At 76.8% G+C, this 14,926-nt stretch carries 16 protein-coding genes; 3 read left to right on the forward strand and 13 right to left on the reverse strand.

What is annotated here, in order from left to right:
- Window positions 1-973 (forward strand): Gmad2 immunoglobulin-like domain-containing protein (locus tag F1544_RS03845; RefSeq protein ID WP_167582295.1); only part of this gene is annotated, 973 nt, incomplete at its 5' end.
- On the opposite strand, the gene F1544_RS03850 is transcribed toward F1544_RS03845, so the two are convergent.
- From F1544_RS03850 to hrcA, 3 genes are read right to left on the reverse strand one after another with little or no spacing between them, the layout of a single operon-like run.
- Window positions 960-1,916 carry an oxygenase MpaB family protein gene (locus tag F1544_RS03850; protein ID WP_167582297.1) on the reverse strand — a complete coding sequence of 319 codons (957 nt, stop codon included), beginning with the start codon at window positions 1,914-1,916 and terminating at the stop codon, window positions 960-962. The genes F1544_RS03845 and F1544_RS03850 overlap by 14 nt on opposite strands.
- A gap of 25 nt (window positions 1,917-1,941) precedes the next feature.
- Window positions 1,942-3,060: a molecular chaperone DnaJ gene (gene dnaJ, locus F1544_RS03855; RefSeq protein ID WP_167582298.1), complete on the reverse strand. Its 1,119-nt coding sequence runs from the start codon at window positions 3,058-3,060 to the stop codon at window positions 1,942-1,944.
- Window positions 3,061-3,115: 55 nt separating this feature from the next.
- Window positions 3,116-4,156, reverse strand: coding sequence for a heat-inducible transcriptional repressor HrcA (hrcA, locus tag F1544_RS03860; RefSeq protein WP_167582300.1), 1,041 nt, complete (start codon window positions 4,154-4,156; stop codon window positions 3,116-3,118).
- Window positions 4,157-4,291: 135 nt separating this feature from the next.
- Here hrcA and F1544_RS03865 point away from each other — a divergent pair, with 135 nt between their 5' ends.
- A complete protein-coding gene (locus tag F1544_RS03865) occupies window positions 4,292-5,149 on the forward strand; it encodes a DUF3097 family protein (protein WP_167582302.1) in 858 nt (285 codons plus the stop codon).
- 92 nt (window positions 5,150-5,241) lie between these two features.
- Complete coding sequence (locus tag F1544_RS26100; protein WP_167582304.1) at window positions 5,242-5,808, forward strand: DUF4870 domain-containing protein; 567 nt, start codon at window positions 5,242-5,244, stop codon at window positions 5,806-5,808.
- Between the two features lie 15 nt (window positions 5,809-5,823).
- Here the strand turns inward: F1544_RS26100 and mutM are convergent, their stop codons facing one another.
- From mutM to F1544_RS03920, 10 genes are all read right to left on the reverse strand, one after another.
- Window positions 5,824-6,750 (reverse strand): bifunctional DNA-formamidopyrimidine glycosylase/DNA-(apurinic or apyrimidinic site) lyase, encoded by a 927-nt coding sequence (gene mutM / locus F1544_RS03875; RefSeq protein WP_167582306.1) that lies wholly within the window; start codon window positions 6,748-6,750, stop codon window positions 5,824-5,826.
- A gap of 2 nt (window positions 6,751-6,752) precedes the next feature.
- A complete protein-coding gene (gene rnc, locus F1544_RS03880) occupies window positions 6,753-7,505 on the reverse strand; it encodes a ribonuclease III (protein ID WP_308469864.1) in 753 nt (250 codons plus the stop codon).
- A gap of 32 nt (window positions 7,506-7,537) precedes the next feature.
- Entirely contained in the window at window positions 7,538-7,741 is a 204-nt protein-coding gene (rpmF, locus tag F1544_RS03885) for a 50S ribosomal protein L32 (protein WP_167582308.1), read from the reverse strand.
- 2 nt (window positions 7,742-7,743) lie between these two features.
- Window positions 7,744-8,337, reverse strand: a complete 594-nt coding sequence (locus F1544_RS03890) for a YceD family protein (protein ID WP_208971256.1) — start codon at window positions 8,335-8,337, stop codon at window positions 7,744-7,746.
- A 192-nt stretch (window positions 8,338-8,529) separates the two neighbouring features.
- Window positions 8,530-9,072 (reverse strand): ATP synthase subunit B family protein, encoded by a 543-nt coding sequence (locus F1544_RS03895; protein WP_167582310.1) that lies wholly within the window; start codon window positions 9,070-9,072, stop codon window positions 8,530-8,532.
- 4 nt (window positions 9,073-9,076) lie between these two features.
- A complete protein-coding gene (coaD, locus tag F1544_RS03900) occupies window positions 9,077-9,631 on the reverse strand; it encodes a pantetheine-phosphate adenylyltransferase (protein WP_308469865.1) in 555 nt (184 codons plus the stop codon).
- A 23-nt stretch (window positions 9,632-9,654) separates the two neighbouring features.
- The gene (gene rsmD / locus F1544_RS03905; RefSeq protein WP_167582312.1) at window positions 9,655-10,227 is read right to left on the reverse strand and encodes a 16S rRNA (guanine(966)-N(2))-methyltransferase RsmD; all 573 of its coding nucleotides are present in this window, start codon (window positions 10,225-10,227) and stop codon (window positions 9,655-9,657) included.
- Complete coding sequence (locus F1544_RS03910; protein WP_167582314.1) at window positions 10,224-11,897, reverse strand: DUF6297 family protein; 1,674 nt, start codon at window positions 11,895-11,897, stop codon at window positions 10,224-10,226. The genes rsmD and F1544_RS03910 overlap by 4 nt, the downstream gene beginning before the upstream one ends.
- On the reverse strand, window positions 11,894-12,715 hold the full coding sequence (locus F1544_RS03915) for an ABC transporter ATP-binding protein (protein ID WP_308469866.1): 822 nt from the start codon (window positions 12,713-12,715) through the stop codon (window positions 11,894-11,896). Before F1544_RS03915 ends, F1544_RS03910 begins: the two co-directional genes overlap by 4 nt.
- Entirely contained in the window at window positions 12,712-14,919 is a 2,208-nt protein-coding gene (locus F1544_RS03920) for an ATP-dependent DNA helicase RecG (protein WP_167582315.1), read from the reverse strand. The genes F1544_RS03915 and F1544_RS03920 overlap by 4 nt, the downstream gene beginning before the upstream one ends.
- Window positions 14,920-14,926 lie beyond the last annotated feature (7 nt).

The raw sequence follows: 14,926 nt of genomic DNA on the forward strand, positions 1-14,926 counted from the left end.
GGCCTGGACGGCCGTCGCGGCCGCCGCCGCGGTCGTGGTGGTCGGCGGGGGCGCCGGCTACGCGCTGACCCGCCCCGGCCCGGGCGACACCGTCCGGCTCACGGCCGCGAGCGCCGCGCCGAGCGCCGCCGCGTCCACGACCCCGCCCGCGAGCACGGCCCCCGCGCCCGCACCGTCGACCGCGGACCCGACCGCCGCCGCGACGTCGACGGCGGCCGCGGCCCCCGCGACGTCGAGCCCGGCGAGCACCCCCGCCGCCCCCTCCGCGCTGCCCTCGGGCGCCGCCTCCGTGCCCGTCTACTGGCTCGGGGACGGCTCGGGGAAGCTGTTCCGGGAGTTCGTCAAGGCCCCCGGGGCGGGCGACGACGCGACCCGTGCGCTGCGCGCCATGCTCGCCGGGGCGGCCACCGACCCCGACTACACGAGCCCCTGGAGCGCCGACGACGCCGCCCGCGTGACCTCGGTCGACGGGGTGCTCGTCGTGGACCTCGACGGCTCCGTCGCGACCGGCACGCTCCCGGCGGCGCAGGCCGCGGCCGCCGTCCAGCAGCTCGTCCACACGGTCACCGCCGCGGCGGGCGAGGACCTGCCCGTCCGGATCCAGGTGGGCGCGGCCGCGGAGCCGACGCTGTTCGGGCACGCCGTGGCCGGGACGGTCTCCCGCGCCCCGCAGGCCGACGTCCAGGCGCCCGCCTGGATCACCTCGACGAGCACCGCGACGCCCGGGCAGGTCGTCGTGCAGGGCGTCGGGACGGGCTTCGAGGGCACGCTGCTCTGCACGGTCACCGACGCCTCGGGCGCGGAGGTCGCCCGCGACGCGGTGCAGGCCGGGGCGAACGGCCGGTTCGCGGAGTTCACCGTCACCGTCCCGCTGCCGGCCGGGACCTACACGATCGCCGTGCAGGCGCCGGACGAGTCCGGTGGCGAGGGGTCGGCTCCCGCGGCGGACACCAAGACGGTCACCGTCCGCTGACGGCCGGGACCTCGGCAAGCCACGGGGGCGGCGGGGCCGTCCCGATCCGGTACCGGGCCGCGTCCTCCGACGGGCTGTAGGGCCCCAGCGCGACCTGGAGGCCGCGCAGCTGCCAGCGGGTGCGGGCCAGCACGGCCCGCTCCCGCAGGCCGCGGGCGTCGCGGCCCGGCAGGCCCGCCAGCGGCGCGATGGTCGGCGACAGCAGCAGACCGCCCGCGGCGGAGAGGCCGGAGTAGAAGAGCTGCTCGGTGCGCCCCAGGCCCGTCGGGGCGGCGAGGAAGCGCAGCAGGTGCCCGGGGACGGGCTCGAGGTCCGGGCCGAGCTCCGCGAGCGCCTCCGCGAGCCCCCCGCGCGAGGACGGCAGGTCCGTCGCCCCCAGCGCCTCGGCGCTGCGGGCCCACTCGGCGACGTAGGTGTCGGCCCAGCGCGGCCCGAAGCGGCGCGACAGGTCGCGACCGACCTCGGTCTGCGCCGCGAGGAACGCGTCGGTGAAGGCCAGGTGCACCCAGCGCAGCAGCCGCGGGTCGGACGCCGCGTAGGCGCGGCCCCGCTCGTCGGTGCCCCGCACGCGCGTGTGCATGCCGCGCACCCGGGCCGCCTCGCGCTCGGCGAGCTGCGCCGAGCCGAAGGTGGACACGACGAGCCAGCGGGCCGTGCCCGCCAGGCGCGCCCACGGGTCCTGCTGGTAGCTGGAGTGGCGCTGCACGCCCGCGAGCGCCAGCGGGTGCGCCCCCTGCCCGAGCAGGGCGACGACCCCGCCGACGAGCGTCGACAGGTCGCCGTGGACCCGCCACACCACGCCGTCGGGCTCGAACCAGCCCGGCCCTTCGCCGACGAGCGCGATGTCGCGGACCCAGTCCGGAGCCCCCGTCGGGTCGCCGGAGACGCGCGCGCGGAAGCCGCTGCGCACGCGCTCGGCGACCCCGCCCGCCGGGCGGCTCACCGGTGCCCGTTCCGACGAGGCCCGCTCACCGGTCGCGGAAGCGGCCGCGCAGCTTGGAGAACACGCCCTGGTGGGCGGGCGACAGCTTGCCCGCCGGCTTCACCTCGCCGCGCAGCTCCGCGAGGCGCCGCAGCAGCTCCTCCTGCTCCTCGTCGAGGTCGCGCGGCGTGGCGACGTCGAGGGTGACGACGAGGTCGCCGCGGCCCGTGGCCCGCAGGTGCTCGGCGCCCTTGTCCCGCAGCGTCACCGTCTCCCCCGCCTGCGCGCCGGCGCGCACGTCGACGTCCTCGAGGCCGTCGAGGGTCTCCAGCGGGATGGACGCGCCGAGCGCGGCCGCCGTCATCGGCACCTCGAGCGTGCAGTGCAGGTCGTCGCCGTTGCGGGTGAAGACCGGGTGCGGGCGCTCGTGGATCTCGACGTACAGGTCGCCGGGCGGGCCCCCGCCCGTGCCGACCTCGCCCTGCGAGGCCAGCTGGATGCGGGTGCCCGTGTCGACGCCCGCGGGGATGCGGATGGTCAGGGGGCGGCGGGCGCGCACGCGGCCCTCGCCCGAGCACTCCAGGCACGGCGAGGGCAGGACGGTGCCGAAGCCCTGGCAGGAGGGGCACGGCTGCGTGGTCATCACCTGGCCGAGCAGGGAGCGCACGACGCGCTGCACCTGGCCCTGGCCGTGGCAGATGTCGCACGTCGCGGGGCTGGTGCCGGGCTGGCAGCACGAGCCCTTGCACGTCGGGCACAGCACGGCCGTGTCGACCTGGATGGAGCGCTCCCCGCCGAACGCGGCCTCGGCGAGGTCGATGTCGACGCGGATCAGCGCGTCCTGGCCGCGCTGGGTGCGGCTGGCCGGCCCGCGGCCGCCACCCTGCCCGCCCTGGCCGAAGAACGCGTCCATGATGTCGCTGAAGCCGAAGCCCTGGCCGAAGCCGGCGCCGCCCTGCTGGCCGCCGCCGCGGTCGTAGCTGGCGCGCTTGTCGGGGTTGGACAGCGTGTCGTAGGCCTGCGAGACCTCCTTGAACTGCTCACCCGCCGCGGGGTCGTCGGTCACGTCGGGGTGGAGCTTGCGCGCGAGCTTGCGGTACGCGCGCTTGATGTCCTCCGCCGAGGCGTCCCTGCTGACGCCGAGGACGTCGTAGTAGTCGCTCACAGGACGCTCAGGTCTCCTTGTCGGGTCGGGTGCTGGCCGGGGTGTCGCGGCGCCGTCACGAGGACAGGATCCGCGAGACGTAGCGGGACACGGCGCCGACGGCGGCCATGGTGGTCGGGTAGTCCATGCGGGTCGGGCCGAGGACGCCCAGGCGGGCGAGGACCTCGCCGTCGCCGTAGCCGGTGGTGACCACGGAGGTCTCGGCCAGGCCCAGGTGCAGGTTCTCCGCGCCGATGCGCACGCTGAGGGTGCCCCGGCCGGCCGCCGGGTCCTCGGTCATCTCCTGGACCAGGCGCAGCAGGACGACGTGCTCCTCCAGCGCCTCCAGCACGGTGCCCAGGGAGGCGGAGAGGTCGGCGCCCGAGCGCACGAGGTTGGCGGTGCCGGCGATGACGACCTTCTCCTCCAGCCCCGCCGTGAGGCAGTCCCCGAGCGCCGCGACGATCTCCGCGACGACGGCCTGGTCGGCCTGGGGGGTGACCTGCACGACGTCGGTGAGGCTGTCGCGCGCCTCGCCCAGGCGGTGGCCGGCGAGGGCGCTGTTGAGCCGGGTGCGCAGCACGGCCAGGGCGGTCGTCAGCGACTCGGTGTCGACGGCGGAGCGCACGTCGATGACGCGCTGCTCCACGCGCCCGGTGTCGGTGATGAGCACGAGCAGGGCGCTGCGGCCGCCGACGGGCACGAGCTCCACGTGGCGGACCGCGGCCCGCGACAGCGACGGGTACTGCACGACGGCCGCCTGGCGCGTGATCTGCGCGAGCAGGCGGACGGTGCGGTCGACGACGTCGTCGAGGTCGACGGCCCCGTCGAGGAAGGTCTGGATGGCGCGCCGCTCCGCCGCGGACATGGGCTTCACGGCCGCGAGGCGGTCGACGAACAGGCGGTAGCCCTTGTCGGTGGGGATCCGCCCGGCGCTGGTGTGGGGCTGGGTGATGTAGCCCTCCTCCTCCAGCACCGCCATGTCGTTGCGGATCGTCGCGGGCGAGACGCCCAGCTGGTGGCGCTCCACGAGGGCCTTGGACCCGACCGGCTCGTGGCTGGAGACGTAGTCCTCGACGATGGCGCGCAGCACCGAGAGCCTGCGGTCGTCGCTCATCCGTCTGCCCCTCTCCGCCACTGCTGGCACTCCGCCGGACCGAGTGCCAAGTCTAGGTCAGGCCGCGGGAGCGCGCTGCGCAGCCACCCGGCGCGGCACCCCCGGAGGCCTCCGGGCCGCGGCTAGCGTTCCGGCGTGAGCTCGAGCGACCGCTACGGCACCGACGTCCTGTCCAGCGACCCGCACCCGAAGCGGCCCACCTCGCGGGAGCTGCCGGCCACCACCGGCCTGGTCGTGGAGGACGTGGAGACCGGCTGGGTCGGCGCGGTCGTGCGGGTGGAGAAGAGCGGCGGCGTGCACGTCGTCGTCCTGGAGGACGCGAAGGCGAAGCGGCGCACGTTCCCCCTCGGCCCGGGCTTCTGGGTCGACGGGCAGCCCGTCCGGCTCACCGCCCCCCGCGCCGCGGCCCCGCCGGCCGCGCCCACGCGGACCGCCAGCGGGTCCGTCGCCGTGGCCGGGGCGGCGGCCCGCACGGCCCGCGCCTCCCGGATCCTCGTCGAGGGCCGCCACGACGCCGAGCTCGTCGAGCGGGTCTGGGGCGACGACCTGCGCGTGGAGGGCGTCGTCGTCGAGCTGCTCGACGGCGTGGACGACCTGGACGCGGCCGTGCGCTCCTTCGCGCCCCGCCCCGGCCGGCGCATCGGCGTGCTCGTCGACCACCTCGTGCCCGGCAGCAAGGAGTCGCGCATCGTCGCGGGCGTCACGAAGGACCCGCACGTCCTCGTCGTCGGTCACCCCTTCATCGACGTGTGGCAGGGCGTGCGCCCGCAGCGCCTCGGCTGGCAGCGGTGGCCGAGCATCCCCCGCGGGCAGGACTGGAAGCACGGCATCCTCGCCGAGCTGGGCTGGGCGCACGCCACGCAGGCCGACGTCGCGCACGGCTGGAAGCGCATCCTCGGCACGGTCCGCAGCTACGCCGACCTCGAGCCCGCCCTCTTGGGGCGCGTGGAGGAGCTGATCGACTTCGTGACAGCCGACGCACGCGACTCCTGACGGAGGCGGGCGTCCGACGCCGGACGGAGGACACGGCGGGCCCGCGGCTGGGAGAGTCGGAGGCGTCCCACCCCGTCTCCAGGAGGTTCCCCGTGAGCGAGCAGCCGCAGCAGCCGTCCGGCCCGTCCCAGCCGCCGTACGGCCAGCCCACCGGGCCGCAGGGGTACGGGCCGCGGGGCTACGGCCAGCAGGAGCACGGGCAGCAGGAGTACGGCCAGCAGGAGTACGGCCAGCAGAGGTACGGGCAGCCGCAGCAGCAGCCCTACGGCGGCCCCCAGCCCTACGGCCGGCCGCTGTCCGTGCAGGACGAGCGGACCTGGGGCCTCGTCGGGCACCTGTCCTGGCTCGCCGCGAGCATCGTGGGGCTGCCGTTCGTCGGGCCGCTCGTCGTCTTCCTGGTGTTCAAGGACCGCAGCCGGTTCGTGCGCGAGCACGCGGCGGAGTCGCTGAACATGAACATCTCGCTCATCGCCTACTCGTTCGCGCTGTCCATCGCGTTCACGATCATCGGGATCGTCACCCTCGGCGTGGGCTTCCTGCTCTTCTACCTGCTGTTCCTGCCGGCCCTCGCCGCGCTGGTGTTCTCCATCCTGGGGGCGATCGCCGCGAGCCAGGGCCGCGCGTACCGCTACCCGCTGATCTTCCGCCTGGTGCGCTGACGCGCACCGCCACGCTCAGAGGTGGGCGTTGCGCGGGCGCGGCTGGCAGCGCGGGCAGGAGAACGACGAGCGGTTCATGAAGGCGTCGCGCCGGATCGGGGTGCCGCAGCGCGGGCACGGCCGGTCCTCCCGGCCGTAGGCGGCCAGCGACCGGTCGAAGTAGCCGCTCGCGCCGTTCACGTCGACGTAGAGGGAGTCGAAGCTCGTGCCGCCGGCCTCCAGGGCCGCGGCCATGACGTCGCGCAGGGCCGAGAGCACCTGCAGCGCAGCGGCGGCGGGCAGCGTCTTCGTGGGCCGCGCGTAGTGCAGCTGCGCCCGCCACAGGGCCTCGTCGGCGTAGATGTTGCCGACGCCGGAGACGAGGGTCTGGTCCAGCAGCGCCCGCTTCAGCCCCGTGGTGCGCTGCCGCAGCCGCCGCGCGAACCCCGCGTCGTCGAAGGACGGGTCGAGCGGGTCGCGGGCGATGTGCGCGACCGAGGCGGGCAGGAACGCACCCCACGACGCCTCGGGGTGCTCACCGCGGCCGCCGGGGCCGCCGTCGGCCACGGGCACCAGCGGCACCACGGACACGCCGCCGAAGGTGCGCTGGTCGACGAAGCGCAGCTGGGGGCCGTCGTCGGCGAAGCGCCACCGTGCCCGCAGGTGCTTCTCGTCCGGGGCGTCGTCGCCCTCGACGAGCAGCTGCCCGCTCATCCCGAGGTGGACCAGCAGGGCGTCGCTCGCGGTCCCGGAGGCGTCGGCCAGCGGCATCCACAGGTACTTGCCGCGCCGGACCGCGTCGGCGACGACCACGCCCGTCGAGCGGGCCAGGGCGTCGGCGGGACCGGCGACGTGGCGGCGCGTGACCCGCGGGTGCAGGAACTCCGCCTCGCGCACCGGGCGGCCGACGACGTGCGCGGCGAGGCCGCGCCGCACGACCTCGACCTCCGGCAGCTCCGGCACGCTCAGGCCCGGTCGGGAGCGGGGGGTCCCGGGACGCGGGTGGAGCGGGTGGCGGCCGCGGCCGTCGCGTCCTCCAGCGCCTGCACGGCGGCGGAAGCGGCCTTCTGCTCCGCCTCCTTCTTGCTGCGGCCCTCGCCGTGGCCCAGGACCGTGCCGCTGACCACGGCGTCGGCCGTGAACGACTTGGCGTGGTCGGGCCCCGAGGCGGTGATGTCGTAGGCGGGCACGCCGAGACCCGCGGCGGCCGTGGCCTCCTGCAGCGTCGTCTTCCAGTCGGTGCCCGCGCCGAGGCGCTCCGAGGAGTCCATCAGGGGGCCGACGAGGCGCAGGACGAGGTCCCGCGCGGCCTCCGTGCCGGCCGCGAGGTAGGCGGCGCCGAAGACGGCCTCGAGGGTGTCGGCCAGGATCGAGGACTTGTCCCGGCCGCCGGTCGTCTCCTCGCCCTTGCCGAGGCGGACGAAGGAGCCCAGCTCGAGCTCGCGCGCGATGTCCGCCAGGGCCCGCATGTTCACGACGGCCGCGCGCAGCTTCGCGAGCTTGCCCTCGGAGACGTCGGGGTGGCGGTGGTAGAGGCTGTCGGTGACGACGAGCCCGAGCACGGAGTCCCCGAGGAACTCCAGGCGCTCGTTCGTCGGCAGACCGCCGTGCTCGTAGGCGTACGAGCGGTGCGTCAGGGCCTGGACGAGGAGCTCCTCGCCGATGCTGAGACCCAGAGCGACCTCCAGGCGGGCGACGACGGACGCGTCGTCACCCACCGGGAGGCCGCCGGCGAGCTTCTCGGACAGGCTCAGAGGTCCTTGACCTTGCGGCCCTTGTACTCCAGGTACAGCGGGGTGCCGGCGGAGTCGGTGACGACCCGGGCCTGGTGGGGGCGCGAGTACGCGACCTGGCCGCGCTCCAGCGTGGTGGTCAGCGTCGTCTCCGCCGCCTTCCACTGCGACCGGCGCGAACGCGTGTTGCTGCGGGACATCTTCCGCTTCGGGACGGCCACGGTCAGCTCTTCTCTCTCGACTCGGACGGGGTGTCGCCGGACCGCTGGTCGCCCAGCAGGTCCTGCAGGGCGGCCCAGCGCGGGTCCGCCGGTTCTTCGCGGGCCGGGGTCTGCTCGGAGACCCCGATCTCGTAGTCCTGCTGGCAGGGACCGTCGCACTCGGGCTGGAACGGCAGCTCCAGCACGATCGCGTCGCGCACGGTCGGCTCCAGGTCCACCAGCTCGCCGGGGGCGACCTCGCGGACCTCGTCCTCGTCGTCGGCGACCTCGGCGGGAGTCTTGCCCGGGTAGGCGAAGAGCTCCTGCACGTCGACCACGACGTCCTGCTCCACGGGGGTGAGGCAGCGCGAGCACTCCCCCACCGCGACGCCGCTGACGGTGCCCGAGACCAGCACGCCCTCCATGACGGCCTCCATGCGGAGGTCGAGCACGAGGTCGCTGCCCTCGGGGACGCCGATCACGGCGATGCCCAGCTCTGCGGGCGCAGGCACCGTGAGCTTCAGCGGGCGCATCGACCCGGGACGCCGCCCCAGCTCGTGCGTGGACAGCACCAGCGGAGCGTTCGGGTCGAGACGACCCTCCTGCACCTTCACCACTGCTCCGACCTCCTGGGACCACGTGCACTGCTCGCACCACACGGCCCCGCCGCTCGTGGTCGCCGCCACTGCCCCGGGGGGAGTGGCACCGCTCACCAGCGTCGAGGCCGGTGCCCAGGGTAGCCGAGCACCGGCCCAGTTCCCCAATCGCGGGTCGTCCCCGCGCGGGGGACGCCCCCGCGGGCGTCGGTGTCAGCCGGCGGCGGTGTCCCCGGCGGGCGCGTCGGCGTCCGGGCGCGGGGCGCGGTGGGCGCCGCGGTCGGCGTCCGGGGAGGCGTCGGGGTCCCCCGGGCTGCGGACCTTGAGGCGGTCGCGGCCGCGGCGGGCCTGCTGCTGCAGCCGCTCGAGCTCCTCCTCGAAGTCGCCCAGCTTGGCGTCGCACCACGCGTCGGCGTCGGTGCGCAGCCGCTGCGCCTCCTCGCGGGCCGTGGCCACGATGTGGTCGGCGCGCTCGCGCGCCGCCCGCGTCACGGCCTGGGCGTCGGTGAGCTCCTCCGCGCGCGTGCGGGCTTCTGCGAGGACGTGCTCCGCCTGCTCCTGCGCGGCCCCCAGGACCTCGTCGCGCTGCGCGAGGACGTCGCCGGCCTGCTGGACCTCCGCGGGCAGCAGCCGCCGCACCTCGGCGACCAGGCGCAGCACGGCCTCGCGGTCCACCACCACCGAGGACGACAGCGGCACGGCGCGCGCCCCCGACACCAGGGCGGCGAGCTCGCCGAGCTTCTCGTGCACCTCCACGGGACTACCTGCCTTCGTTCGTGCTGGACGTTGCGGACGGGGGTGGGGCCTGCGCGGCGCCCAGGCGCTCGAGCAGGGCGGTGCGGGCCACGGGCGGCAGGAGGCCGGCGACGTCGCCGCCGTAGCGGGCGACCTCCTTCACCAGCGAGGACGACACGTGCTCGAAGCGCGGGTCCCCCACGAGGAAGACGGTCTCGACGTCGGCCAGGTGCCGGTTCATCAGCGCCATCGGCAGCTCGTAGGCGTAGTCGGTGCCGCCGCGCAGGCCCTTGACCACGGCCCGGGCGCCGACGCGGCGCACGTGGTCGACGAGCAGCCCCTCTCCGACCTCCTCGACGACGACCTGCGCGGCGCGCGCGTCCTGCGTGGCGTCCAGCGCCTCGCGGACCAGCGCGACGCGCTCGGGGCCGGTGAACAGGGTGCGCTTGGCGGGGTTGGTCGCGACGCCCACGTGGACCTCGTCGAAGAGGTCCGCGGCCCGCAGCACCACGTCGAGGTGGCCCAGGGTGACCGGGTCGAAGCTGCCCGGGCACACGCAGCGGCGGGCGGTCGGGGGCACGCCCGGAAACCTAGCAGCGGCGCTCACGGCGCCTGCTCGCTCGGGTGGGCCGTCCACAGGGTCGTCTCGCCGTACCTCTTGTGCCGCGCCGGCGCGAGGCCCGGCGGCCAGCGCGGTTCGCCGCTGCGCGTGGAGCGCTCGACGACGACGGTCGCCGCGGGCGCGAGCAGCGCGGGCAGCGCGGCGAGGACCCCGGCGAGGGCGTCGTCGTCGACGGCGTAGGGCGGGTCGAGCAGCACGAGGTCCCAGCCGTCCGCGACGACGGCCCCGGCGCCCGCGACGAAGCGCTCGACCCGCTCGGTCACGACGCTGACCCCGGGCAGGCCGACCGTGCGCACGTTGGCGCCCGCGGTGGCCGCGGCGCTGCGCGCGGCCTCGACGAGCACGACCCGCTCGGCCCCGCGGCTCGCGGCCTCCAGCCCCAGCGCACCGGAACCCGCGTAGAGGTCCAGGACGCGCGCGCCCGCCACGGCGTCCGCGGCGTCGAGCGCGGAGAACAGGGCCTCGCGCACGCGGTCGCTCGTCGGGCGGGTGGTGTCGCCCGGCGGGACCTTCAGCCGCCGGCCCCCGGCGGCGCCGGCCACGATGCGGGTCACGAGATCTTGCGGGCCCGGTGCGCGGCGTACCACCAGCCGAGGCCGACGGCCGCGGCCGAGGCGAGCACCTGCCCCTGCACGAGCAGCGGGAACGCCCCGCGCGAGAGCACGGCCAGCAGGACGGGGACGGTGACGAGGACCCCGAGGTCCGGCCCGGTGGAGACGGCCGCGATGGCGCCCGGCGGCAGCGAGCCCATGGCGGTCGACACCTGCGGGCGGGACAGGTCCGGGTCGGGGCGCAGCGCCCCGCGCAGGGCGGCGCCGGCCCAGCCGGGCCCCGCGAAGGCGCCCAGCAGGGCCCAGGCCCACCACGCCGTGCCGGTGGTCTCGCCGTGCACCAGGCCCGACGTCGTCGCGGCCAGCGGGACGGCGACCGCGCCCCAGACCGCCATGAGGACGGCCACGGGGACCAGGCGCAGCAGCGGCAGCCGGGTCTGGCTGACGGGCAGCGCGCGGGCCGCGGCCGGCACCAGCGCCATGCTGCGGGCGGGCTCGGAGAGCGTCGTGGCGGCCCAGTAGCCCGCGAGCCAGAGCAGCAGCGCGAGCACGCCCCGCGGGGCACCGGTGCCGGCGGCCACGACGAGCGGGACCAGCGCGAAGGCCGCGGCCGTCAGGAAGCGGCGGGGCTGGCGGCGCAGCAGCAGCCAGTCCGCCGACCACACCGCGCTCGCCGGGCCGCGCGCCCACGGCACCCGGCTCGCCCCGCGTCGGCGGCGGCGCCGGCCCGTGGCGTCCGCGGCCAGGGCCCGGCCCAGCTCGCGCACGTCGGCCTGCAGGACCGACGACGTGAGCCGGCCCAGCCGCGCGGCGCCGCTGCGCAGCGACACCGCGCTCGTGGCCCCCACGTCGCGCCAGGACCGCGCGCCCGCCGTGAGCAGCGCGACCACGGCGAGCACGACGGCGACCACGGCCGGGACGACCAGGGCGGTCGGGGCCACCTCGTCCACCGCGAGCCCGACCAGCGCCGAGACCGCGAGCGCCGCGACGACGGCGAGCGCCAGGGCGTCGAGGACCGCGCCCGTGCGCACGACGGCCCGCGTCCCGGCCGTGATGGCGGGGCGGGTGACGAGCGCGTAGCCGCCCAGGCCCAGGGCGGCGCCGAGCGCGGCGCCCCCGCCGAGGGCGGACAGGAAGCCGGCCGTGCCGAGGTCCGGCGACGTGCCGACGGCGATCGAGCCGGCCCAGCCGCAGATGACCGCGCCCGTGACGGCGCTGACGAGCGCGCGCTGGCGCAGGACGGGGCGCAGCAGGTCGCCGCGCTCGACCGGCAGCGGCGTCCACCACGCCGTCGGCGCGGTGCCGAGGCTGACCGGCCCGATCCGGCACAGGGCGCCGAGCAGCACCAGGACGGCCGCGACGGCCAGGCCCGCCGACGTCAGGACGCCGGACGTGCGGCTGACGAGACCCGGCCCGTCGCCGGTGGAGCTCAGCCCGGCCTGCAGGGCGTTGCGCAGCGAGCCCGAGGCGCCCAGCAGCAGCCCGCCGCCGATGCCCGTCTGCAGGACGGTCGTGTAGACGTCGTAGACCGTGGTCCGCAGCCCGCGCGCGGCGCGCGAGGGCGCCGCCTCGGAGACGAGCTCGGCGCGCGTGGGCAGCGGTTCGCCGGCCGCGGGACCCGGCAGGGGCAGGTCGTCCCCGTCCAGCTCGTCGCCGTCGAGCTGCAGCGTCACGGGCCCGCCACCGGTTCGGTGACCAGGCGCGCGGCCTCCTCGGCGTCGACGACGCGGCAGACGTGGTCGTCGATGACGACGGCGCGGTCGGCCAGGCCGCGCAGCAGCACCGTGTCGTGGGTGGCGAGCAGCATGGCGGTGCCCGCGTCCCGCTCGGCCTTCAGGCGCTCCAGCAGCGTGTCGCGGCCCGTCGGGTCCAGGCGCTGCTCGGGCTCGTCGAGCAGCAGCAGCGCGCGGGGGCGCACGAGGGCCGCGGCCAGCAGCAGGCGGCGGCGCTGCCCCGAGGACAGGGCGGTGGGCAGCTCGTCGGCGTGCTCGGACAGGCGCTGGGCGGCGAGCTCGGCGTCGACCACGGCGACGACGTCGCGCACGCCGTGCCCGCGCGCCACCAGCTCGAGGTGCTCGGCCACCGACAGCTCGGCGAACCAGGCGTCCTCGTCGAAGACGCACGCGACCTGGCGGCGGAACTCCACCGTGCGCTCGTCCACGACCGACCCGCGCAGGCGCACCTCGCCGCCCAGCGGTTCGAGCAGGCCGGCGACCGCGCGCAGGACCGTGGACTTGCCGGCGCCGTTGGCGCCCACGAGGCAGACGGCCTCGCCCGCGGCGACCTGCACGGTGACGGGCGCGCACACGGGGCTCTTGGTGTAGCCGACGGTCAGGCCGTCCAGCTCGAGCAGGGCGGGGCCGGACTTCCGGCGCGGCTTGCCGCGCGCCGGGGCCCCCGCGGTCTTCGCGGCGGGGGCCGCGCCGCCCGGCTTGGCGCCCGCGGGCTTGCGGCGGGTGGACGCCCCGGTCGGCTGCTGCTTCTGGCTCACGCGCGCTCCAGGAATCTCTCGGTCTCGCCCGTGACACGGTCGGCGACGGCCGCCGCCAGCGCAGTGTGCCCCGCCAGGTGCGGGTCGTCGGCGACCAGGTGGGTCGCGTCGCGGCGGGCGGCCGCGATGACGTCGGCGTCGGCGAGCACGCCCAGCAGCTTCAGCGAGGAGCGGCGCCCGGACTGGGCGGCGCCCAGGACGTCGCCCTCGCGGCGCTGCTCGAGGTCGGTGCGGGCCAGCTCGAAGCCGTCGGTGGTGTCCACCAGGGCCTGGATGCGCTGCCCCGCGGGGCCGCCCGGGCCCACCTCGGTCATGAGCAGGCACGTGCCGGGCAGGCCGCCGCGCCCGATCCGCCCGCGCAGCTGGTGCAGCTGGGAGATGCCGAAGCGGTCGGCGTCGACGACGACCATGACGCTGGCGTTCGGCACGTCGACCCCGACCTCGACGACCGTGGTCGCGACGAGGACGTCGACCTCGCCCGCGGCGAAGCGCCGCATGACGTCGTCCTTCTCGGCGGGCACCAGCCGGCCGTGCAGGACCTCGGTGCGCAGCCCCGCCGTGGCGGGGTGCGCCCGCACCTGGGCGACGACGTCGGAGACCGCGGCCGCGGGGCGCCGCTTCTCCTTCCCGCCGGGGCCGGGCTCGGGCGGCGGGGCCTCGCCGCCGTCCTCGCCGGCCTCCGCGGCGTCGCCGGCCTCGATGCGCGCGCACACGACGTAGGTCTGGCGGCCCAGCGCCGCCTCCTCGGCGACCCGGCGCCACACGCGGTCCACCCACGCGGGCTTGTCCATGGGCACGGCGACGGTCGTGACGGCGGCGCGGCCGGGCGGCATGTCGCGCAGCACGGACGTCTCGAGGTCGCCGAAGACGGTCATGGCCACGGTGCGCGGGATGGGCGTGGCGGTCATGACGAGCAGGTGCGGCACCGAGGACGCCTTGCCGCGCAGGGCGTCGCGCTGCTCGACGCCGAAGCGGTGCTGCTCGTCGACCACGACGAGGCCGAGCTCGGCGAACTGCACGTGCTCCTGCAGCAGGGCGTGGGTGCCGACGACGATGCCGGCCTCACCGCCGGCCGCGGCCAGCAGCGCCTCGCGGCGGGCCGCGGCGCCCATCGAGCCGGTGAGCAGGACGACGCGGGTGGCGAGGTCGGCGCCGCCCAGCAGCCCGCCCAGCGCGAGGTCGCCCAGCACCGCGGTGATCGAGCGCAGGTGCTGGGCGGCCAGCACCTCGGTGGGGGCCAGCAGCGCGGCCTGCCCGCCCGCGTCGACGACGGCGAGCATGGCCCGCAGCGCGACGAGCGTCTTGCCGGAGCCGACGTCGCCCTGCAGCAGCCGCTGCATGGGGTGCTCGCGCGCGAGGTCGGCGGCGATCTCCTCGCCCACGGCGCGCTGGCCGTCGGTGAGCTCGAAGGGCAGCCGCGCGTCGAAGGCGGCCAGCAGGCCGTCGCCGCGCGGGGGCCGGGCCACGGCGCGCTCGCCGGCGACGCTCGCGCGGCGCTGCGCGAGCGCGGTCTGCAGGACGAACGCCTCCTCGTAGCGCATCCGCCGCTGCCCGGCCCCGACGTCGGCCTTGGTGCGCGGCTCGTGCACGGCGCGCAGCGCGTCGAGCGGGCTGAGCAGGCCCTCGCGGCGCACGACGTCGGCGGGCAGCACGTCGGCGATCTCCGACGTCGTGTCCAGGACGGTCGAGACGGCCTTGGCGATCTTCCAGCTGGGCGCCTTGCCGGTCGCCGGGTACAGCGGGGTGGGCCGGTCGGCGAGCTCGGCCGCGTCGCTGCCGTCGTCCAGCGGCTGGTAGTCCGGGCGCGCGAGCTGCAGGGCGCCGTTGAACACCTCGACCTTGCCGGAGACGAGGACCCGGCGGCCGACGACGAGCTCGGCGACGTGGCGGTTGAGCTGGCCGGGGTGCGCCGCGAAGAAGGTGAGGGCGACGACGTCGCGGCCGTCGCCCACGGTCGCGGACAGCAGGGCGCCCTTGCGGGCGCGCATCATCCGGGGGGCCGAGACGCTCGCGACCTCGGCGACGACGGTCACCGACTCCCCCGGCTGCAGCTCGCGCAGGGAGCTCAGCTGGCCCCGCTCGACGTAGCGGCGGGGCAGGTGCCAGAGCAGGTCGCGGACGGTCTCGACCTCGAGCTCGGTGGCCAGGAGGGCGGCGTCGCGCGGGGGCAGGCGCGTGGACAGCGGTGCGTCCAGCTCGTCCACCCCGGCA

The organism is Kineococcus rubinsiae, from assembly GCF_011839805.1.
Lineage (GTDB): Bacteria > Actinomycetota > Actinomycetes > Actinomycetales > Kineococcaceae > Kineococcus > Kineococcus rubinsiae.

What these genes read in the sequence shown, in the direction of transcription:
- hrcA (WP_167582300.1), bottom strand. Translation starts at nt 4,156, where the DNA reads ATGAGCGACGACCGCAGGCTCTCGGTGCTGCGCGCCATCGTCGAGGAC.